Origin of the sequence: Streptomyces purpurascens, assembly GCF_045040895.1 — a bacterium.
GTDB lineage: Bacteria > Actinomycetota > Actinomycetes > Streptomycetales > Streptomycetaceae > Streptomyces > Streptomyces purpurascens.
Window position 1 is genome coordinate 5137524 of sequence record NZ_CP108341.1, and the last position, 19167, is coordinate 5156690.

General features: G+C 69.2%; 21 protein-coding genes and 1 tRNA gene. 9 read left to right on the top strand and 13 right to left on the bottom strand.

Features of this window, described 5'->3' with window-relative positions:
• The first annotated feature begins 8 nt into the window (after window positions 1-8).
• From OHU35_RS23405 to OHU35_RS23415, 3 genes are read left to right on the top strand one after another with little or no spacing between them, the layout of a single operon-like run.
• Window positions 9-452 carry a hypothetical protein gene (locus OHU35_RS23405; RefSeq protein ID WP_086800764.1) on the top strand — a complete coding sequence of 148 codons (444 nt, stop codon included), beginning with the start codon at window positions 9-11 and terminating at the stop codon, window positions 450-452.
• Window positions 449-949: a hypothetical protein gene (locus tag OHU35_RS23410; protein ID WP_388466010.1), complete on the top strand. Its 501-nt coding sequence runs from the start codon at window positions 449-451 to the stop codon at window positions 947-949. Before OHU35_RS23405 ends, OHU35_RS23410 begins: the two co-directional genes overlap by 4 nt.
• A complete protein-coding gene (locus OHU35_RS23415) occupies window positions 939-2420 on the top strand; it encodes a ThiF family adenylyltransferase (RefSeq protein WP_405506732.1) in 1482 nt (493 codons plus the stop codon). The genes OHU35_RS23410 and OHU35_RS23415 overlap by 11 nt, the downstream gene beginning before the upstream one ends.
• A 133-nt stretch (window positions 2421-2553) precedes the next feature.
• Here the strand turns inward: OHU35_RS23415 and OHU35_RS23420 are convergent, their stop codons facing one another.
• The 5 genes from OHU35_RS23420 to OHU35_RS23440 all read right to left on the bottom strand — a co-directional run bounded on the left by OHU35_RS23420 (window position 2554) and on the right by OHU35_RS23440 (window position 7972).
• Window positions 2554-4278 carry a relaxase/mobilization nuclease domain-containing protein gene (locus OHU35_RS23420; RefSeq protein WP_405506733.1) on the bottom strand — a complete coding sequence of 575 codons (1725 nt, stop codon included), beginning with the start codon at window positions 4276-4278 and terminating at the stop codon, window positions 2554-2556.
• A complete protein-coding gene (locus OHU35_RS23425; protein WP_405506734.1) occupies window positions 4275-4904 on the bottom strand; it encodes a plasmid mobilization protein in 630 nt (209 codons plus the stop codon). Before OHU35_RS23425 ends, OHU35_RS23420 begins: the two co-directional genes overlap by 4 nt.
• A gap of 32 nt (window positions 4905-4936) precedes the next feature.
• Window positions 4937-6268 (bottom strand): hypothetical protein, encoded by a 1332-nt coding sequence (locus tag OHU35_RS23430; RefSeq protein ID WP_405506735.1) that lies wholly within the window; start codon window positions 6266-6268, stop codon window positions 4937-4939.
• Between the two features lie 88 nt (window positions 6269-6356).
• Entirely contained in the window at window positions 6357-7055 is a 699-nt protein-coding gene (locus tag OHU35_RS23435; RefSeq protein ID WP_386317735.1) for an ATP-binding protein, read from the bottom strand.
• On the bottom strand, window positions 7052-7972 hold the full coding sequence (locus tag OHU35_RS23440) for a hypothetical protein (protein ID WP_405506736.1): 921 nt from the start codon (window positions 7970-7972) through the stop codon (window positions 7052-7054). Before OHU35_RS23440 ends, OHU35_RS23435 begins: the two co-directional genes overlap by 4 nt.
• 484 nt (window positions 7973-8456) lie before the next feature.
• On the opposite strand from OHU35_RS23440, the gene OHU35_RS23445 reads away from it, so the two are divergent.
• The 4 genes from OHU35_RS23445 (at window position 8457) to OHU35_RS23460 (ending at window position 11748) form a co-directional block, all read left to right on the top strand.
• Window positions 8457-8714, top strand: coding sequence for a helix-turn-helix transcriptional regulator (locus OHU35_RS23445; RefSeq protein WP_256904143.1), 258 nt, complete (start codon window positions 8457-8459; stop codon window positions 8712-8714).
• A 152-nt stretch (window positions 8715-8866) separates the two neighbouring features.
• On the top strand, window positions 8867-9169 hold the full coding sequence (locus OHU35_RS23450) for a DNA-binding protein (protein WP_405509312.1): 303 nt from the start codon (window positions 8867-8869) through the stop codon (window positions 9167-9169).
• Between the two features lie 48 nt (window positions 9170-9217).
• The gene (locus OHU35_RS23455) at window positions 9218-10753 is read left to right on the top strand and encodes a LacI family DNA-binding transcriptional regulator (protein WP_364802904.1); all 1536 of its coding nucleotides are present in this window, start codon (window positions 9218-9220) and stop codon (window positions 10751-10753) included.
• Window positions 10754-10905: 152 nt separating this feature from the next.
• Window positions 10906-11748: a PE-PGRS family protein gene (locus OHU35_RS23460; RefSeq protein ID WP_405506738.1), complete on the top strand. Its 843-nt coding sequence runs from the start codon at window positions 10906-10908 to the stop codon at window positions 11746-11748.
• Here OHU35_RS23460 and OHU35_RS23465 read toward each other — a convergent pair.
• From OHU35_RS23465 to OHU35_RS23485, 5 genes are all read right to left on the bottom strand, one after another.
• The gene (locus OHU35_RS23465; protein WP_405506739.1) at window positions 11678-12703 is read right to left on the bottom strand and encodes a hypothetical protein; all 1026 of its coding nucleotides are present in this window, start codon (window positions 12701-12703) and stop codon (window positions 11678-11680) included. The genes OHU35_RS23460 and OHU35_RS23465 overlap by 71 nt on opposite strands.
• A gap of 704 nt (window positions 12704-13407) precedes the next feature.
• On the bottom strand, window positions 13408-14196 hold the full coding sequence (locus OHU35_RS23470) for a DUF1883 domain-containing protein (RefSeq protein WP_125514183.1): 789 nt from the start codon (window positions 14194-14196) through the stop codon (window positions 13408-13410).
• A 258-nt stretch (window positions 14197-14454) separates the two neighbouring features.
• Window positions 14455-14528, bottom strand: a tRNA-Pro gene (locus tag OHU35_RS23475).
• A 47-nt stretch (window positions 14529-14575) separates the two neighbouring features.
• Window positions 14576-15346 carry a Pr6Pr family membrane protein gene (locus tag OHU35_RS23480; protein ID WP_189725755.1) on the bottom strand — a complete coding sequence of 257 codons (771 nt, stop codon included), beginning with the start codon at window positions 15344-15346 and terminating at the stop codon, window positions 14576-14578.
• Window positions 15347-15473: 127 nt separating this feature from the next.
• Complete coding sequence (locus tag OHU35_RS23485) at window positions 15474-16400, bottom strand: metallophosphoesterase (protein WP_189725756.1); 927 nt, start codon at window positions 16398-16400, stop codon at window positions 15474-15476.
• A gap of 136 nt (window positions 16401-16536) precedes the next feature.
• Between OHU35_RS23485 and OHU35_RS23490 the strand changes: the two genes are divergently transcribed.
• On the top strand, window positions 16537-17001 hold the full coding sequence (locus OHU35_RS23490) for a GatB/YqeY domain-containing protein (protein WP_189725757.1): 465 nt from the start codon (window positions 16537-16539) through the stop codon (window positions 16999-17001).
• Window positions 17002-17163: 162 nt separating this feature from the next.
• Entirely contained in the window at window positions 17164-17463 is a 300-nt protein-coding gene (locus tag OHU35_RS23495; protein ID WP_359890628.1) for a helix-turn-helix transcriptional regulator, read from the top strand.
• 104 nt (window positions 17464-17567) lie between these two features.
• Here the strand turns inward: OHU35_RS23495 and OHU35_RS23500 are convergent, their stop codons facing one another.
• The 3 genes from OHU35_RS23500 to OHU35_RS23510 are packed head-to-tail and all read right to left on the bottom strand — an operon-like array spanning window position 17568 to window position 19111.
• Window positions 17568-18005: a hypothetical protein gene (locus OHU35_RS23500; RefSeq protein ID WP_189725759.1), complete on the bottom strand. Its 438-nt coding sequence runs from the start codon at window positions 18003-18005 to the stop codon at window positions 17568-17570.
• Window positions 18006-18052: 47 nt separating this feature from the next.
• On the bottom strand, window positions 18053-18448 hold the full coding sequence (locus tag OHU35_RS23505) for a hypothetical protein (RefSeq protein ID WP_189725760.1): 396 nt from the start codon (window positions 18446-18448) through the stop codon (window positions 18053-18055).
• 45 nt (window positions 18449-18493) lie between these two features.
• Window positions 18494-19111, bottom strand: coding sequence for a hypothetical protein (locus OHU35_RS23510; RefSeq protein WP_405506742.1), 618 nt, complete (start codon window positions 19109-19111; stop codon window positions 18494-18496).
• Between the last annotated feature and the right edge of the window lie 56 nt (window positions 19112-19167).

A 19167-nucleotide genomic window follows, 5' to 3' on the forward strand; every position in this document is an offset into this window, starting at 1 on the left:
AGTCAGTCGTGGATCTCGAGAGCCGTCTGCGGCTGGCGGGCGACGTCCCGGCGGTCGAGGAGTTCCTCTCTTCGACCGCTGGCCGCCTCCATCACCGCGACCAGGACCCCGACGGCCTGTTCTGGGCCGAGGTGCAACCGAACAACGGTGAGCGCGCAGCGTTCATCGCCCGGATCGAGTGGACGGTCTACCCGGACCGGCCGCCTTCCCTCGTCTTCGTCGAGTCGATCGGCGTCTCCGGAGTCGGAGCGCCCAGTGCCTGGCCGGGAGCGAACGGCTATCGGTACGACTCCAACGACGTGTGCAAGCCGTTCACCGCCGAAGGCCAAAGGCTTCACCCCGAGTGGAGCAGCGGGCCGCACTCCTGGCGGCGCACTGGCAATCCCTTCCTGTACGTGGTGGAGAACGTGCAGGACGACGTCGATCGCGTTGACGGGAGGCGTGCCGGATGACCACCGACACGAGGAAGCTGGTGCTGCCGACCGGCGCGGTCGACCCGGTACTCCAGGAGATTCAGCGCCACGGGCTGGCCGACCAGGAGACCGGCGCGCTGCTGCTGACCGGGCAGTCGCACAAGCACGTGCTGGCCGTGGCGGTGGCCGGGAGGGCGGGGATCGTGCGGGGTCCGGGTCTGTTCACGGTGAGCGCGGTCGCGTACGACCGGCTGTTCACCTTCGCCGAGGAACGGTCCTACCGGGTACGGGCGATGATCCACTCGCACCCCGGGGAGGCTTTCCTGTCGCGGACCGACCGCGCGTACTCGTTGCGGGTGCCGGGGTTCATCAGCGCTGTCGTCCCGACCTACGTGGCGCCGCCCGCCGACCCGGAGTCGTGGGGGTGGTGGCGTTTCGAGCAGGACTGGGTGCCCTGCACCACTCCGGTTGTCGACCCGGCGCTGCCCCCGGTGCGCACGGTGGTGTTCGACGAGGAGGGTGTCCATGAGTACTGACTACAGTCGCAGCGTCCGCCTGGGCGGCCTGGCCGCCGACGTGGACGAGACCACCCTCCGGGAGCGGATGGAGGGCATCCTGATCCACCTGACGGCGGACGGGCATCTGCCTGCGGCCGCCGAGACTCTCGAAGTACTGGTGGCGGACCTGCGCCGGTGGCCGGTCCGGCTGAGTCTGGACCCCGGCTGCGGACCGGGACGGCTCGACGACGAACTCATCCGCAGGCTGGTGGAAACGGCGGCCGGGATCGATCCGGACCGGCCGCTTCGCATCGGCGAGGCCCAGAGCAGGGCGCCGCTGCATCTCCACGTGGGAACCGCACCTCCGCTGGGTACTGCGGTGGCTGGCGCGCCGGACGGGCACGGGGTCCGTCTGCGGCACACCGGTCATCCTTTCCCCCGGCTCAACGCGCCCGGCACCGGGCTGGGCGCGGTCCTTACTGCGGCGATGCTGGCCGGCGAGGCGTTCAAGGTTGTTGCCGGGCTGCCGGAGGGGAAGTTCCAGGTGACCCCGGTGGTGGACTTCTGCCCTGTCCTCCCCGGTGAGCAACCCGGGATCGTCGTCGCCCCGCCGCCTACGCTGGAGCAGGTGCTGCTGGGCGGGGGCGGTGCGATCGGCACCGGCATCGCCCTGGTCCTGGACCTGCTGCAGGTCTCCGGCGAGTTGACGGTGGTGGACAGGGAGGTCTTCGAGGAACCGAACGTCACCTCGTACAGCATCGGTACCCTGGCCGACGCGGCTGTAGGTCTGCCGAAGGTGCGGTTGATCGACGCACGCCTTCGGCGGATCGAGGTGACCCCGTTCCACGGGACGATCCAGGCTTCCATTGAGGCCGTTGATGCGGGCGCCCTGCCGTGGCCCCGGATCGTCCTCGGCGGACTGGACAGCGTCGAGGCCCGGCACGACCTGCAGCGGCTGCAGGTCGATCTCACCCTGGACGGCAGCACCGGCGGCCCGGTCGGTACCACCGTCGCCCTGCACGAGGCACTGGCCTCCGGCCCCTGCCTGCGCTGCTACTTCAAGGCCAACCACACCGGGAAGAGCGCGGAGCAACGACTGCATGAACTGACCGGGCTCCCGCTATCCCGAATCGCCCGCGGGCAGGAGCCGCTGACCGAACGGGACCTGGAATGCTTGGACAATCAACAGCGGGAGCTCGTCAGGCAGTTCCTCGGACGGCCGGTGTGCGGACTGATCAACTCGGCTGAGCTGGCCGGTAGAACGGACGACGGGTTCCGTCCTTCGGCCGCGTTCGTGGCCCAGCAGGCCGCCTGCCTGGTCGTCGGCGCCTGGATCGCACGCGGCACGGGCCTGGTCAGCGGACCTCCACGACGCATCGAATACGACACCCGCTTCGGCCCCCGGCCCGACCAGATGATCGACCACCGGCTTCCCACCCCCGGGTGCGTGTGTCAGAAGGACGCTGCTCTCATCAACCTCATCCGAGAAGCCCGACGCACCCGCCGTTGACGCCCGGCCGGAGGAGCAGCAAGGAGCGGAGTGTGCAGGTGGTGATAGGCCCGACCATGGTGCGGTCGGGCCCGTCATCTGTTTACCGGGAGCTATTCAGGCACCCTCAACGCGTTCGTTGTCGTTGCCGTGATCAACGGCGCTGTGCCCGCGATGCCGGTGGTACCGGCATCGTCCGCGCGACAGACATGTGATCGTTGGGGCGGTTGGCCCGGGTGGCTTCCTGGGCTGGGGCGCACAACGGGAGATCCGCGGTGCGGCGCAGACGCCAGACGAGAACGTCGCTGACGGAATCAGCGGTGTCCAGTTCCCGGCCAGCGGCGGCCTCGGCGAGCAGGGCGCGGGGATTGTGGTCAGCGCGTTCGACGTCGGCGAGGGTTGCGGCCAGGGCGTCCCAGCCGGGCTCGGCCAGGACGGTCTCGGCGAGCTCGGGCAGGGCGGCGCGCACCGTGGTGGCGTGATGGCGGCGCAGGGACGGGGCGATACGGCGGCCACGCTCGCGCAGCAGGGTGAGGGGTTCGGCGGCTGCCTGCTGGTAGGCGGCCCGCAGGTGTGCTGCGGCTCGGCGGGCAGCCTCGGCCTGCTGGGCGTGCTGTCGCTGGGCGTGCCAGTGGGCGGCGGCGATGGCGAGGAAGACCAGCGTGTCCAGGACCATCGCGGTGCCGGCCCCGTCCTCGCCCCGGCCGAATGCGGGCCCGCTGTACACCAGGTCGCGGGCTGCCCGGCGCAGGTCCTGCGCGTGGCGGAACTCGGCTCGGGTATGGGAGCGGGAGGCCCGCTCGAACTCCCAGGCTGCCCGGCGTAGTTCGTCACGGGTGTGCAGTGCCGAGGTCTTGGCGAGAGCGTCGAGGACCTCGCCGGTGGCGGAAATCTGGGCGGCAGCCGCGCCATCGTCGCCGCTGCGGTCGAGGACGAGCAGTGCTGCCCAGGCCGCGTGAGCGGTGGTGCGCCGTGCCACGGCGGGTGCCGAGGGCGCGGTGGGGCGTTCCGGCCGCTGGCTGTCGGTGGTCTCCGGTGAGGCGGAGTCGGTGGTGAAGCGTGCCTGGATGCGGGGCAGGGACAGGTCGGGGGCGAGCGTGGAGCCGGCGTAGTAGATCGGCTCCTTCTCCCCGTTGCGGTCACCGGGCAAGGCGACCGTGTAGCCCTTCAGGTCGCCGGAGGGCAGCACTTTGGTGCGTACGAGAAGCCCGGCGTCCTTCAGGCGTTCAAGGAACTGGTCCGTGGAGGCGGCACCGGCCACCGCGCGGCGAACGGTCTCGCGTAGCTCCTCGCGCGCGGCGCGGTCCCAGCCCAGGCGATCGGCCTTGTGCCGTTCGGCGCTGGTGGTGCGCTTCGCCGCAGTGCCGTCGCCGGGGGCAACACGATGGAGGTCGTAGTCGGCTTCGATGAGGCGGGCTTCGGCCTGGGCGCGTTTGCCGGAGCGGTGGTGGTCGGGGCGGCGGCCGTCTTCGCGGACGAGGGTGGCGATGATGTGGATGTGGTCGTCGGCGTGGCGGACGGCAGCCCAGCGGCAGCCGGCTCCGTCGTCGGGGTCGATGCCGGTGGCCGCGACGATGCGGCGGGCGATGTCGGCCCACTGGTCGTCGGTCAGGATCGGGTCGTCGGGGGCGGCGCGCACCGAGCAGTGCCACACGTGCTGCTCGGTGCGCTGGTCTGCGTCGAGCAGATGGAGGGGCTGGTCGAGGAGGTGAGCGAGGTCCTTCTTCGTGGCCGAGGGGTCACGGCCGGGGTCGGGGGCCAGGTGGTCGAAGGAGGCGACCAGGTGCGGGTCGACGTGCTCCTCGTGCGTGCCCTTGCCGTAGAGGTAGTGGAGCAGGCCGAGGGTGCTGCTGCCCTGCTGGTGGATGCTGGGGATCAAGCCGCCTCACCCTCCTGCTCCTGGCGGTTGGCGACCCGGTCGACGGCCTTCTTCGCAGCATTGGCCGCGCGGTGGACGTCGGCGAGCACCTCCTTGAGATAGGGCACTTCGCCGCCGGAGTTGAGCGCCTTGGCCACCTGGTTGAGGTTGCTGCCAGCCCAGCCGAGCTGCCGGCGCATGGCGAACAGCTCCGTGAGCACATCGCGTTCGGTAGCGATGGTGACGGCGGTGCGGGACTGGTCGCGGGCGGCGGCAAGAGCGGAGTGCGCGAGGAAGCCGGCCACACTCATGCCGACGGCATCGGCGCCCGCCTGAATGATGGCGTGCTCGTGATCGCTGAGGCGGACGCTCTGAGCGGGACGCTGCTTCTTCTCGCGCAGACGCGCCTTCCCCTTGATCTTGGTCCGGCGCGTACGGCCGGCCTTTCCCGCCTGCGATCCGCCCTCGGTCGCAGCCTCTCCGTCCGTCGCCCCCTGGCGCCGGACGGACCCCGCCACCCCCGGGGCGGGGTCGGGTTCGGGCGCTCCCCCTGTGGGGGAGTGTCCGAACCTCCAACTTGCTGCGCTGCCGAGGTCGGTGATCATCTCCTCCTGGGAGGTGGGGAGTTCGTGGTGCGATTCGTGCATTGAGTGGTTTTCCTTGGGCGTTGGGGGTGGTCTCAGTGCGGGTGGCCGACGGGCGCCGTGGGCAGCTCGGCCTTGATGGTGCGGACCACCTCGCCGGCGGTGTCGCTGGCCACGCTGTAGCCGTCCTTGCGTACGGCCACCTCCAACAGGTCGCGGGAGAGACGTCCGTGCTCGCGGAAGAGGTCACGGGCGTATTCGTTGAGGAGGTCCCGTGTAGCGCGCGGTTTGGAGCTCGGGCGCTTCGACTCCGCCCGCGAGGCGGTGCGTGGGTCGTTGCCCGGCGTTTCCCCGCCCGGTTTTGGTTCCGGGCCGACGGTGGTGCGGGCGGGCTGTTGCGGGCGGTTTTCGGGCAGGGGGCGGGCTGCCCGGTCGGCGGCGTCATCGCCCGCGACCTTGTGGGGCGGGAGGCCCGAACTTTCTGCCCGCTCTCTTGCCGTAGCCCGCGGGCGGGCCGTTGCGGAGCCGCCCCTCGTGCGTGCGGCGGCGTCGGGCCAGCGCGCGGGCAATGACCTGGAGGCCAAAACATTGACCTGTTGGCGGGTGGCGAGCTTGCGCAGCAGCAGCTCGTCCTGGCGTTCGTCGCGGTCGACGTCAGCTTGCTCCAGGGCCTGGTGCAGGCGGCGGGTGAGGCGTCGGCCTCGCCACTTGGTGCGCTTGTCGGCTGTCATGGTCTCTGCCCGGAGGATCAGCGTGACGGCCCGGTCGAGGGCGCGGTCGCGGATGATCCGGGCGGCATCCGCGTCCCGGTCGGCAATCCCCAGACGAGCCAGCATCCGTTCGCGTGCCTGTCGGGTGAGGAGGGCGGCCAGGCTGCGGGAGTCGACGTGCGGGCTGCGGTGGCGCAGTTCGATGCCCATGGCCAGGTGCCAGAGCACTGCCGCCAGGACCGGGCCGACGAAGGCCCGCACAGTTCCGCCGACCAGGCCGGACTCGGCGTAGGCGGGCACGATCTGCACGCAGGTGATCACCCAGGTGAGGGTGCCGGGCACCCCGGGCGCCTGCTTGGAACCGTTGAGGTTCGCCCGCGCCATCAGCGCGGTGGCGAACAGCGCTAGTTCGGCGGCGGCGAACATCGCGGCGCGCTCGACGGCGCTGCCCATGTCGAGGTAGTCGGCGGCGAAGCGCCAGCTGGTGTCCGCGCTGTAGGCGGTGCAGCCGATCGCGGCGACGGCGGCGACCGGGATCGCGGCGGTGCTACGGCGCTGTCCAGCGCTCGGCTTCCGTCGGTACTTCCACAGGGACCATGCGGCGGACAGTACGACGACGAGCAGAGCCGCGATGGCAGCAGGCGCAGGGAACCAGTGCGGCAAGGCGGGCATGCCGATGTCGTTGGCGCTGATGAGCGTGATGGGGCCAGGGGGCATGCAGAGGCTCTCCAAGGGACCCGGGCGCTCGAGGGCAGGCGGAAGCCCGGGCGGGTGAGGTGGTGGGACGGGAGGGGCCGCGGGCCGTTCAGATCCTGGGCGCGGTGCGGCGTCGGTCGGAGCCGGTGAGGATGACCCGCTCGGTCATCTCGGCGAGGCGGGAGGCGACGCGGTCGCCGAGCGCGGTGCGGAGCTCGGCGGTGGGGAGGTTGGTGGTGATGAGGGTGGGGAGCATGTGCTCGTACCGGTGGTTGATGAGCCGATAGGTGAGCTCCTCGGTCCATTCGCTGGTCTTGGCTGCGCCGAGGTCATCCAGGAGCAGCAGGGGGCAGCGGGCCAGTGTCTGCAGTTCCCGTTCGCCGTCGTGGCCGGCGCGGGGGCGGAGCCGCGCGTGGAGGTCGGCGGAGGTGGTGGCCTCCCAGCGCAGGCGGACGCCTCGGGTGAGGAGGGCCCGGACGGCGCCGTACGCCTGGTGGGTTTTGCCGGTGCCGGTGGGGCCGGCGATCAGCAGCGACGGGCCCTCGGCGATACCGGGTCCGGTCGGGCCGGGGCGTCCGGCGCGGGCGATCTGGTCGGCCCAGGAGGTGATCTGGGGATGGTCGGCCAGGGCGCGGCGGTAGCGGGCGGGGATGCGGGCGTCGGCGAGTTCCAGGGCGGTGACGGTCTCGGGCGCCGGTTCCTGGGCGGCAGCCGTGGTGGGGTCGATGCCGCGGTTGGCGAGGATCGTGTTGAGCCGGTCGGTGATCGCGCCGACGGGCTGGGGTGCGCGGGTGAGGGTGGCGGTCAGAGCTCATCTCCGTAGGCGGCGACGACGTCGGTGGGGTTCGTCCACGCCCGGTGGGCGGCGGGTGTGGTGGAGGATGCGGCGTTCATGACCTCGTGGACGAGGCTGGGCAGGACGCCAGGGGACAGGCCCTTGACCCGGTGGCGTTCGAGGGCGGCCCGGAGGTGTGCGGGGGCGATGCCCTCGTCGAGCAGCTTGCGCACCTGTTTGCCGAGATGGTTCAGGAAGGCATCTGGCGGGCGGTGGTTGCACGCGGCGATGTACTCGCCGAGGAGCTGCTTGGCCGAGACGGTGTCGGGCGCGTGGGCGCTTGCGCCCCCCGAAGGGATATCTCCTAGATCCACGGTCCTAGGTCCTAGATCCGGACCGTGAGACGTCACTGCTGCCTCACCGAGCGCTCCCTGATCCCTCGCGGAGGACTCCGTGAAGCCCTCTTGACCTGCGACTTCGCTCTCAAGCCCCGGATTCAGCGCGGACTCACGGACCTCGCCGGAGCCCTCAGTGAGGACTGCGTGAGGCGGTAGCGAGTACTCCGTGACACCGGCGCCCACGGCAGGAGCCGACGCGAACGAAGCGTCGTGAACCAGGCAGCTCGGGAGGCGGCTCTTGCTCGCCCGGTTGATCTTCTGATGCTGGTGCCAGGTCACGACGTGCAGGTACCGCTTGTGATCCGGCCCCTTGTAGCGGCAGATCAGTCCCGCGTCGGCGAGCTGGGCGAGGTCCGTCTCGACATCGGACGGGGTGTGCTCCGGGCGCAGCACCCACAACTGCCCGGCGATGATCGCGGCGTGGTCGCGGTGGCGGCCCTGGTCGTCGGCCTGGGTGAGCAGGCCGAGGAAGGTGCGCTCGGCGGCCAGGGAGACGACGGCCAGGGACTCGGAGACGAAGGCTTCGGGCTTGATGGTGCGGATTCGTGCCAAGTGCGGGGCGGTCCTCACTCGGTGGCCTGTGCGCGGGCATCACGGCTCACCGTCGGTCGGGGCGGGATTCGAGGGGGTGTTGGCGCGGACGCGCGCCGGGAAGCGATTGCGTTTCCGGGGGTGTCGTCAACATAGCCACACCCCAGTCGCGCAAGTCCAGCCCTATCCGGCGCAATCTCTCACGGCAGAAAGGCCGCAAGAAATGGGGCTCGGTGACGGGCGGGAGGAAAACCGTAAGGCACGATCCGCTGTTGACCAAATAGTTGCCCGGACCGCAGAGCCAGAAGGATTACATCGGCAAGCCGTTGACGGGCTGCCGACGGGGAAGCTACAACACAACACCGCACTTCAGAGCCATGATCGTCGTGCTGGTCCGTGCCCATTCCCGACTCCCTGGAACCGCATCTCGGCGAACGACGCGAGCGCAACATAGACCACGATCGCCGGTTACCCAAACCGGCGAATGCACCTTTCAATTGGAGCCATGCCCCCACGCCCACTGGAAGTCGGACCCGCAGGAATGCAGGCGGCCCGCACCATCGAAATACTCCGAACCGAACGCGGCCTGTCGCAACGCCAGTTGGCCGACCGCGTGACCGCTTTCGGCCGTCCGATGTCCAACACCATGCTGTCCCGCATCGAACGCGCCCAACGACGATGCGATGCCGACGACCTTGTCGCGATCGCCGACGCCCTCCTGGTGTCGCCTCTCGTGCTGCTGCAGGGGCCGACCGCCACGTGACGAGGACCGCTCAGCACCGCTGACCGAGCACGCCCCCACCCAGTAAGGACCCGCCCTTCTTGCACCACTCCGACATACCCCCTGCCCTCGTACGACGCCTTCCCGGCACCGAGGGCGGAGCCCCCTTGCCTCGTCTCTACCGCCCCGAAGAAATGGCCGAAGCCCTCGGCTGCTCCGCCTGGTGGGTCAAGGACCGGGCCCGACGCGGACTCATCCCGCACACCCGCGTCGGCCGCGCCTACCGCTTCACCGCCGCGCACCTCGCCGAGATCGTCCGCCTCCACGAAGAGCGCCCGAAGCGATCCGTCAGCAGCGCGCCGGCGAGTCGGGCAGCGACAAGCCCTCCCTCGGCACGAACTCGTGCCGCCCGGCCGCCTGAGCCGACTACGGCCCCGAGGCCAGGGCGTCTGCGGGCTCGACCGCCGCGCCGCACCCAGTACGAGACCGTCGCGTAGCGCGCCCGCACCCAGTCACAAGCCGAGAACAGGGGAGGAAGACGGAAGTTGGGTTTCGCGGAGAAGCGCGGAAACTACTGGCGCGGCCGGTACAAGACCGCGCCCGGCAAGCACCTCACGGTGGTCGACGACAACGGCAAAGCGATCCGGTTCGCCACCAAGGGCGAGGCCCAGCGCGCCGCGAGCGAGGCCGAGAACAAGTATCGGCGCGGCGACTGGCGCGACCCGGCACTCGGCCAGGAGACCTTCGGCGAGTACGCCAACCGCTGGTACGAGGCCCAGGACCTGGCCGCCTCGACCATGCAGAACTACAAGCGCCACATCGAGGAGCACCTCCTCCCCGACTTCGAGGACAAGGCGCTCGTCGGCATCCTGCGCACGGACGTCGACCTGTGGGAGAAGAAGGAGAAGGCCGCTTACGCGGCCTCCAGCGTCAAGACCTGGCGCTCGACGCTCCACCTGATCTTCGAGGACGCGATCGACGAGGGCCTGATCACCTCGAACCCGGCCGCCAGACGGCGCGGACGCGGCAAGCGCGCCGGACGCTCCCGCGACCGCGGCCCGGAGAAGGTCGTCACCGACCCCCTCGGCACCCTGCTGACCGCGGAGCGAGCCGCCCTGCTCTCCGGCCGCGACGACGAGTTCGTCGCCGTCGTCCTCAAGGGTTACACCGGCATGCGCTGGGGCGAAATCGTCGGCCTGGAGACGGAGTTCGCCCGCTCCGGGGCCGTCCGCGTCGAATGGCAGCTGTACGAACTCGACACCGGCGAGCTGGTTCGCTGCCCACCCAAGGACGACAGCTACCGCACCATCGACGTGATGGACTGGCTGTCGGCCCTGGTCGCCAACCACGTCGCCCGCACGAAGCCGAAACCCTGCTCGTGCCACGGCAAGACCTACGTCTTCCGGGGCCAGGGCACGGCCCGCACCGGCGGCCACCACGGCGCAAAGCTCGTCGACGTCGCACGCCGAGCCGAAGTCTCCACCGGCACGGTGTCCAACGTCCTCAACCACCCCGACCGCGTCACCGAAGCCAAGCGGGTCAGGGTGGAACAGGCCATCGCAGACCTGGGATTCGTGCGCGGCGGCGCGGTACCGCAGCACGCAGCCCACTGGCGCCGAAACGGCTTTGCCACCTGGCTGTTCACCCCGGCGGTCTCCGGCTGGTACCCAAAGAAGGCGCCGCAGGAAGCCCGCCCCGTGCCTCTCCTCGGCGAGCCGTGGCCCGGCGTCCCAGCCCGAGGGCGTGGCGCCAGCGACCGTGCCGACGCCTGCTGGCTCCCGATCGCCAAGGGCCTCACACCCCACGGCCTCCGCCACACCCACCGGACCGTGATGGAGGACCTCGGCACCGAGAAGGTCCTCATGGACGACCGCATGGGCCACATCGACGGCTCGGTCTCCGCGCGCTATGCCCACGTCACACCCGGAATGCGAAAACGCCTCATGCTTGGACTGACCGAGCAGTGGGAGGCGGCACTCGACACCCGCCTGGCGATGAGCCCCACGTCACCCGTGCGCGTACTCGATGATCTCCTACGTGCGCGCAGGGAATCACGTAAGCCTGCGGAGTCCCAGCGGTGACTGCTGCTGCACCTCTGGTGGTCACCACCAGAGGCACAGCCGTCTCCGGCGACACCTTGCGGGGGCAGCGTCAACCTCGTGGAGGTCACCTCGCTCCGGAGGTTATGGCAAACGCCCGGTGAGAGGGCCAAGGGACCTGGCTCAATAGGCACATGGAGATTGGCGAGCACTGGGCGTACCGCGCGAGGCCGAAGGACCTGGGTAGCGAGGTCCGCCAGGTCGAGGTCGTACGCGTGGGCAGCTCCGGCAGGTCTGGCTGGATCCACGTGCGGTTTCTCGAAGGCGATGCCGCTGGCCTGCAGGAGTGGGTCAGTTCCGGCTCTCTCGTAGCGCCGTGGGCGGATGTTGATACGTTCCGCGCGGATGACGCGGCGGAGCTGGCGCTCGCGGAGTCCTCTCGCCACGTCCGGGGCAGCACGGATTTCGAGGCCGCCCGCATGATCCTCGGCTTCGTCCGTCCGAAGAGCAGGCTCCGCCTGCGCCGAACAGTGGCCGACGCCGGGGTCCTGGAGCTGAGCCGCCTCGACGAGACGGCACCGCTCATCGGCATCGACGCAGCTGAACTCCGCGGTGACGCCATGGTGTACGAGAACCGCCACGGCATGTGTCTGGCTGGGTGGCCGGTCACCGAGCGCGTCGCCCGCCAAGTGGCCGGCCGTCTCGCCGACGAGATCCTTCCGGAGGTGGACCGCAAGCAGCAGGGCATCGAACAGGAGCGTGCCCAGTCCTCTTGGTACTCCTACAGCCGACGGGACGACCGGAAGCTGGACGCAGAGGCAGCTGTCTTGCGAACCGTCCGGGCCTGGTGCGGCGAAGACAAGGCCGACCGCTACGACGAGTTGGTCGCCCTTCGCGCCGAGGTCATCAGACTCGGGGGACTCGTCGAGAAGGCGGTCAAGGCTCTACGCGACCGAGGTCACGGCGTCATCGCCTCCACCATTGAGCGCGACCTTGGCGTCCATATCGCCACCCTTGATCCTGATGTGCGTCGATGACGCCGCGCCACGAGTCCGGCTCCGGCTTGGGAAGCGTTGGCTGAGCCGGAGGCTCCTTCTCCGGCCGGTCCGGCCGCCAGCCGTCGAGGAACGGTCGCAGCTGCTTCTTCGTCGGCTCCACGTTGAAGTCACGGGCGGCCAGACCCCTGCCATTCGTCGTGGGGTCGAGCTGATCGGCCTCTGTGTTCCCCCAAGCCGACCACTCGCGCAGCCTCTCAACTTCGAGGGCGTCCTCCGATGCGGCGGCGACGTCATCCAGCGCAGCACAGAAGGCCCGGATCTCACCGGCGGCCCGCCACTGCTCCAGGGCCGTGCCGAAGTGCTCGGCCCGTACCGCGTGAACCGCCTTGACCGAGGCCGCACTTACCGCAGCCTCCCACTCCCGCCGCTCGCGTTCCTCCCGCTCCGCTGCAAGTCGTCGGCGCTCGGCCTCCTGGTGCTCCCGTTCCTCTCGCAGACGCCGTTGCTCGGCCTCTCGTTCGAGCCGGGCCCGCTCCTGCTCCTCCGCGCGTGCTTTCAACGCCCGGAAGATTGAGCCGATCTGCTCCTCCAACGGCTTCTTGGCCGTGTCGGCCCATTCCTTCTTCCAGCCGTAGTTGTAGCTGTAGCCCGAGTTCTCGCTGACCAGCAGCTCCAGTTCGCCGGACGGCTCGAACTTGTGGGCCGGCGTGACCCGCTGCCAGTCGTACGTGCGCCGACCCGGCTGCTTGGGGACGTAGCGGACCTGCTTCTGCCGCTCACGGAAGCCGATCTCGTACGTCCTGCCGTGGACGGTGAGCAGCGGCCTCGGCTGCCTGCGCTTCTTGGACACCGCGATCTCGCCGTACCGCGCGAGGGCCTGTTCGGCGAGCAGCCGGAGCAGCGCGAGCACCCTCGGTAGGACCTCGTCGGAGATCTCGAAGGCGCTGTGGTCCTTGGTGACCGCGGCGAGCACGTCCTCGACATCGGTGATCACTCGGCTTCGCGCCAGTCGGATTCGGTTCCACTCGGTGTCGTCCTCGCCAGACACCCTCAGCAGACCGAGGAAGAAGTCCCCCTTCGCCCGCCCGCTGTACTTCAGGTGGTACCCATCCGGAGCGCACTGCCGGGCTGCGTCGAACGCCCTGCGATACCGAGCCCGTTCCTCCGCGCTGGGGTCAGGGATCCGAAGAAATCGTCCGGCGTCCTGCACCTGCGCGATGAGCGCCGGCCCGACAGCTGCTGGCGACGGGCGCGGAGGTTTCACAGCCCGTTTCGGGGCGGGCTTTGTCTCGGTCGGAGGATCGGCATCCTGCGACGGACCAGCGGCAACGGGCGCCCCGGCTTCAGACGCCGCCGCGCGAGGCTTGCGTGGAGCCAACTCCGGACGGTCGGGATGATGCCCGTGCTCCAGGTAGAAGCGTCCCACGTCAGTGATCTCCGCCTGCCACCTCCCCTTCTTCCTGGGCATGGTCACCAAGCCCCGGTCCCTGAGCGCGCGAGCCGTGACGGCGAGCTCGGGGCTGTTGGACGTGACGGGGTCGGCTCCGCCCCCGATGCGGGTGAGGAGTGCGAGCTGCCGGTCATTTAACGGAGACCAAGGATGCATGGCGATCGTCGTACCGTCTGTGGTCTCTCCAGCACAAGCCCACGACTCGCTGGAACCGGTGCACACCGAAGCGGCGTGCTGGTGCTCTGGAGCTAAGCGGCGCTTTCCTCCTGAACCACGTCAGCGATCTGCTGCGCGATCTCCTCGATGGAGTAGTCGCTGGTGCTCATCGCCACTTTGTCTGCGAGGGAGGGGCTGTAGCGCCGGACGTCTTCTGCACTCAGGTTGTGCCAGATTGGCAGGAGTGATTGCTCCCCGGCCACATTACGGGTGACGAGTCCGTCGAGTTCGTGGTTGGTCCAACCCTTGGCGAAGAAGGGGGCCGAGAGCACTACGATGCCGAAGCGGCTCGCCCTGATCCCTTCATCGATCTTGCGGCGGAGGCTGTGGCCGATCCGCATCTGGGCTTCGTCGAGCCAGACAGTCACACCCAGCTTGGTAAGCGCGTCTCGAAGGGGGCGGGCAACAGCTCCTTTGTCCTCGGACGCGTGGGAGATGAAGACGTCCCAGGTCTGGCCACCAAGTATGTCGCCAGTAGGCTCCTCCGGTTCATGGACCGCGACGGAGCGGGCCGGACTGCCCTGTGGGTCGCGGGCCGGGGGCAGGAAGCCCCGCGGAGGTGGCTGGACTTGGACAGACGCAGAGATGCGACCGGAATAGCCGCCAAGGTCGATGGCCACGACCCACTGTCCGTTACTGGGGATGGTGATCTGGTGAGGCGAGCGAGTGACGCGACCGCCCAGGTACCGGTATCTCTTCCCCGACTTGTATTTGCTGTACTCGCTGCGCGTCATCACCTGGACGTTGGCTTGGTTGCGCAGGGTGACGATGACCGTGGAACCTCTCTTGAGGTTGCCGAGGTCTTTGTAGAAGTAGTCCACGGGTGCTCCTGGAGATGTGCGGCCGAGCACGTCTCAGAGTAAGGACTGCCACTGACAATCGGAGGCGACGATGTCTGAAGCGGGGTGGAAGCCCACGTCGGCTGGACGCTCGTCTCTCCCCTGACGCTAGGACTCGGGGAGCCGTCCGGGAGCCGCTCACTGAGGTCGGCTCCCAAATGGCTCCCAAACTGGGCCCACAAAGCAAATCAGGCCCGGTTCTGATCTCTCAGAACCGGGCCTGACCTGGTGTTTCAGCTGTCGGGGTGGCGGGATTTGAACCCACGACCTCTTCGTCCCGAACGAAGCGCGCTGCCAAGCTGCGCTACACCCCGATGTCGCTGCTGTCGCGGCGACGACGTTTACTTTAGCCCACCGGTGGCTAGAGACGAAATCCGGTTTTCCAGGGGTGCCGTAGGGGGTTCGGGCGGGCGTGGTCGAGGGCTACGAGGAGGACCGCCAGGGCGTAGAAGGAGAGGCCGAGGAGGAGGGCGTTGCCGAGGACCTTCTTGTAGCCGTCCTGGTCGACGTCCAGGAAGGGGTAGAGGTAGCGGCCGGAGGAGCCCGGGAGGAGCAGTTCGCCTCGGACGAGGGAGAAGGCCAGATAGGCCAGGGGGTAGAGCAGCCAGGTGCTGGCCTGGCGCAGGTGCAGGCGGCCGGGGGGCGTGAGCAGGAGCCAGTCCAGTACGGCCGCGATCGGGGTCACCGTGTGGAGGGTGTAGTGGGTGAGGGCCTGCCAGCCGGCCGGGTGGGCCGCTTCGCCCGTGAGGGAGAAGGGGCTGGCCTCGTTCGCCAGGAGCAGGTGGTACGTGAGGGCGGCGATGACGACGTAGAGGGTCGTCGCGCCCAGTACGGCTCCCGGCAGGGGGCGGTCGGCCGTCCAGGCGCGGCGGGCCGAGAGGGCCATGACCAGCGCCAGCAGGATGTTGCTCTGGATCGCGAAGTACCCCAGGGCCCGGGACGGGTCGCCGAGGAGCAGTTCGAGCGTCACGCCGACGGCCGCGGCGAAGGCGACCAGCAGGCGGAAGGCCGCGGCCGCGGGGCGGCGGACCGGGGTGACGACGGCCGTGGCCGGGACGGGGGAGGGCTTCAGCGCGGGCCTGCCCGGTATCGCGGGCAGGTCCGGGATGTCCCTGGGTATCGGGGCGGTCATGCCCCCACGCTGACAGAAACGGACATAGGGGGCGATGCGGGCGGGGCTGTGTGGGTTATCCGTTACCCCGCCGACCCGACCGCGAGCCCGGCTGCTCTCCCGTTGCTCCCGCTACTCGGCTACTCCGCTACTCCCGGCCCACCAGCGTCAGCAGCGTCGCCTCCGGCGGGCACGCGAACCGTACCGGCGTGTAGCGGCTCGCACCGCAGCCGGCCGACACGTGCAGATACGACGTACGGTCCTCCACCGTGTGCGTCGACAGGCCCTTTACCCGGTCCGTGTCCAGGTCGCAGTTGGTGACCAGGGCGCCGTAGAAGGGGATGCACAGCTGGCCGCCGTGGGTGTGGCCGGCCAGGATCAGGGGGTAGGCGTCGGCCGTGAAGGCGTCCAGGGTGCGCAGGTAAGGGGCGTGGACGACGCCCATCGAGAAGTCGGCGGACTCCGCGGGGCCGCCGGCCACCTGCTCGTAGCGGTCCCGCTTGATGTGCGGGTCGTCCAGGCCCGTCAGCTCCAGCGAGACGCCCTCGATCTTGAGCGTGCCGCGGGTGTTGGTCAGGTTGAGCCAGCCCGCCGCGTCGAAACCGTCCCGCAGGTCCTCCCACGGGTTGTGCACCACACCCACGGCCGGGGCGTTGCCGTTGAGGCCGTGGCGGCCCTGGGCCTTCTCCAGCAGGTAGCGGGCGGGGTTGCGCAGCGTGGGGCCGTAGTAGTCGTTGGAGCCGAAGACGTACGCGCCCGGGAACTCCATCAGGGGGCCGAGCGAATCCAGGACCTCCGGGACGCCCTCCGGGTCGGAGAGGTTGTCGCCCGTGTTGATCACGAAGTCGGGACGCAGGCCCGCCAGGGACCGCAGCCAGCGCTGCTTCTTGTGCTGGCCGCCGACCATGTGGATGTCGGAGACCTGCAGTACGCGCAGAGGGCGCATTCCTGAGGGCAGGACCGGGACGGTGACCCGGCGGAGGCGGAAGGAGCGGGCTTCGAAGCCCGCGGCGTACAACAGACCGGCGGCACCAGCCGCCGCGATTCCCAGGGGGACTCCGTATCGCGCGCGCATACGACCATCGTCGCAGACCCCGGACGCCGACCCTGCCCGGGCGGTGCCCGAAATCCCCTCGCGGCACCGGCGCTTCGATCCGCCGCCCCGCAAAACAAGGGGCGTCTTTCCTCCCGCACCTGCGACAATCAGCCCCATGACCACGCTCAAGTCGAAGCTGCAGGATGACCTCAACGTTGCGATCAAGGAGCGCGACGAGCTCCGCTCCTCGACGCTCCGGCTGACGCTCGCCGCGATCACCAAGGAGGAGGTCGCGGGCAAGACGAAGCGCGAGCTCTCCGACGACGAGGTGCAGAAGGTGATCACCCGCGAGGCGAAGAAGCGTCGCGAGGCCGCCGAGGCCTTCGCCCAGGGCGGTCGTGCCGAGAGCGCCGAGCGGGAGAAGGCGGAGGGCGAGGTGCTCGCCGCCTACCTGCCCAAGCAGCTCTCCGACGACGAGCTGAACTCGATCGTCACGCAGGCCGTCGAGGAGGCGAAGGCCGCGGGTGCCGAGGGGCCCCGGGCCATGGGTGCCGTCATGAAGATCGTGAACCCGAAGGTGGCCGGGCAGGCGGAGGGCGGCCGGGTCGCCGCCGCGGTGAAGAAGCTGCTGGCCGGCTGACCGGCCGTCGAGTCGGCCCGTACGGGGCGGGGCCCTGCGGCTTCGAAAGCCGGTGAGAATCGGAATTCAGCCATTCTGGCCGGATGCCTTGAACAGCGGCGGGCCGACGGAAAAGCTGCGGGTTGAGCCGATTCGGTATGACGGGTGGGGCGAGGGGGGCCGATGGCTGCGGCCAATCGGGGAGACGGAAGAGATCGTGACGTGCTGAGGTTGCTTTACCAAGGGCTCGACGACGCGACCGTTGCCCGACGGCTCGGGGTCAGTCATCGGACCGTGCAGCGTCGCGTGCAGAGGATCATGACGGATCTCGGAGTGAGCGGCCGTTTCGCCCTGGGGGCGAAGGCGCAGGAGCTCGGGCTCATCTTCGGCATCAGCCAGTCGGCGAATTCGCCTGGCGGCACCGCGGCGAACGCTGTCGACCTGCATGCACAAGGTCGCAGAGAGGTCGGCCGTACCGGGTAGGGGGTATCGCGGGCCGGAAGCCCTGTCGGGGTGTGCCGCTTTCCTCTCGAGTCTCCTCGGGAGGGCCGAGAGGAAAGCGGTTCGGAGGCTTCAGCGGCGCACGTTCACCCGCAGTGGACGCGGTTGACACTCCTGCCGGCCCACAGGCCCCCGATGTCCTCGCCACCGCCGAGGTCGATGCAGTGTCCGTTGGTGTGCGTCACCGTGACTGGTCCCGCGTACTGGCTGTACGCACCGGAGTCGAGCTTGGTGTCGCTGCTGCCGGATATGTTGATGCCCACTTCCATGTAGTGGGTCGTTCCGTAGTACTTCTTCGCCAGCAGCACGGCACAGTTGGTCCCGCCGTTCGCCGACGAGTAGTACAGGCGCAACTGGCCCCACACCTCGCCCGACGCGGGTGTGTTGTACGTGTCGACGAGGCTGCCGGGACAACCGTACGCGGAGGCACTCTCGGTGGCGGCGAAGGCGCCGGGGGCGGCGGCCACGCTGAGGCCGGTGAACGCCAGCCCGAGGGCCGCTGCGGTGGCGAGAACTCTGCGCATGTGTCGGTCACACTCCCTTTCTGGTCTTCAGCTGCGGACGCGGTGGGTCAGGCCACACCGTGGCAATTCGAGACGACATTGGAACCGAAATCGATGCCGCCCGTGGTGGTGCCGTCCCAGTTTCCGAGGAAGGCGTTGATGACGACGCTTGTTCCCTCGGCAATGTCGAGGTCGACATCGCGGACGCCGGAGTCCGCGCCGTTCCTGTTCCAGTAGAAGTAGTGGCCGTCGCCGTAGATTTCGATGCCTCCGATGGCGGAGTGCCCGTCGGCGAAGATGTCGTCGACCAGGAGATGTTCGCCGTACGCCTTGAACGTGGCCTTGGCGCCGCCGTTGTCGGAGTAGTCGGTGCAGTTCGTCTCGGCCTGGGCTGTTGCCGTCATGCCGACGGTGAGCGCCGCGAAGATCGGAAGTACGGCAGCGGCGCGTGCGAATTTGCGCATGGGATTACCTCTTCTTTGTCTCGGGTGGATCCGTCGGTTTCTGGTTCAGTCCTTGCGGCAGGAGGCCGCGATCACGAGCCGCGGCTCCAGGTCCGCCGAGAAGGGGGTGCCGGCCGTGGGGCTCTGCTCGCAGACCTTGTATGACCAGCTACGTTCCTTGGACACGGTTCCGCCGGTGGCGTCCACGTGTATGTGCTTCGGTGTGTATCCCGTCAGCACGAGCCGGTCGGTGGCCTTGCGGAGCTCCGTGCCCACGACGTCCGGCGTCGCGTCGGCTTTCCCTTCGGCGCCGACCCTCGGCGGGCAGGTCTCGGAACTCCGGACCGTGAAGAGGACCACCGCGCTGAGGCTCGGTTTCTCCTTCTCGAAACAGACCTTGAATTTCTCCGCGTGGGCGGGGCTTACATACCGGTTCAGGTCTGTCGCATCACGGAGCGAGAACCCTTTGCCCTCGTCCGCTTTTTCTTTCATGACGACATCGAGGGGGCCCTCGGCCGGGTGGGCGGTGGATTCGGCTTCACCATGTGCCGCAACCGGCTCTCCGCGTTCTTCGCCGGACGCGCCCGAGCCGCACGCGGTCATACCGGCCAGAACTGTCAGAGCGGCTGCTGTGCTGGTCAAGAAGACGCGTATTCGCCGCTCGGAGATGTTCTGGAACCTCATGAATCCACTCCCCCCTCATGCGCTTGCTGGTCAAAAGAACACCAGTTCAATTGGGG

Bases quoted from the DNA above. Each gene is read 5' to 3' on its own strand.
- OHU35_RS23410 (WP_388466010.1), top strand. From the start codon at position 449: ATGACCACCGACACGAGGAAGCTGGTGCTGCCGACCGGCGCGGTCGAC.
- OHU35_RS23415 (WP_405506732.1), top strand. From the start codon at position 939: ATGAGTACTGACTACAGTCGCAGCGTCCGCCTGGGCGGCCTGGCCGCC.
- OHU35_RS23425 (WP_405506734.1), bottom strand. From the start codon at position 4,904: ATGCACGAATCGCACCACGAACTCCCCACCTCCCAGGAGGAGATGATC.
- OHU35_RS23430 (WP_405506735.1), bottom strand. From the start codon at position 6,268: ATGCCCCCTGGCCCCATCACGCTCATCAGCGCCAACGACATCGGCATG.
- OHU35_RS23445 (WP_256904143.1), top strand. From the start codon at position 8,457: ATGCCCCCACGCCCACTGGAAGTCGGACCCGCAGGAATGCAGGCGGCC.
- OHU35_RS23450 (WP_405509312.1), top strand. From the start codon at position 8,867: ATGGCCGAAGCCCTCGGCTGCTCCGCCTGGTGGGTCAAGGACCGGGCC.
- OHU35_RS23460 (WP_405506738.1), top strand. From the start codon at position 10,906: ATGGAGATTGGCGAGCACTGGGCGTACCGCGCGAGGCCGAAGGACCTG.
- OHU35_RS23480 (WP_189725755.1), bottom strand. From the start codon at position 15,346: ATGACCGCCCCGATACCCAGGGACATCCCGGACCTGCCCGCGATACCG.
- OHU35_RS23485 (WP_189725756.1), bottom strand. From the start codon at position 16,400: ATGCGCGCGCGATACGGAGTCCCCCTGGGAATCGCGGCGGCTGGTGCC.
- OHU35_RS23490 (WP_189725757.1), top strand. From the start codon at position 16,537: ATGACCACGCTCAAGTCGAAGCTGCAGGATGACCTCAACGTTGCGATC.
- OHU35_RS23495 (WP_359890628.1), top strand. From the start codon at position 17,164: ATGGCTGCGGCCAATCGGGGAGACGGAAGAGATCGTGACGTGCTGAGG.
- OHU35_RS23500 (WP_189725759.1), bottom strand. From the start codon at position 18,005: ATGCGCAGAGTTCTCGCCACCGCAGCGGCCCTCGGGCTGGCGTTCACC.
- OHU35_RS23505 (WP_189725760.1), bottom strand. From the start codon at position 18,448: ATGCGCAAATTCGCACGCGCCGCTGCCGTACTTCCGATCTTCGCGGCG.
- OHU35_RS23510 (WP_405506742.1), bottom strand. From the start codon at position 19,111: ATGAGGTTCCAGAACATCTCCGAGCGGCGAATACGCGTCTTCTTGACC.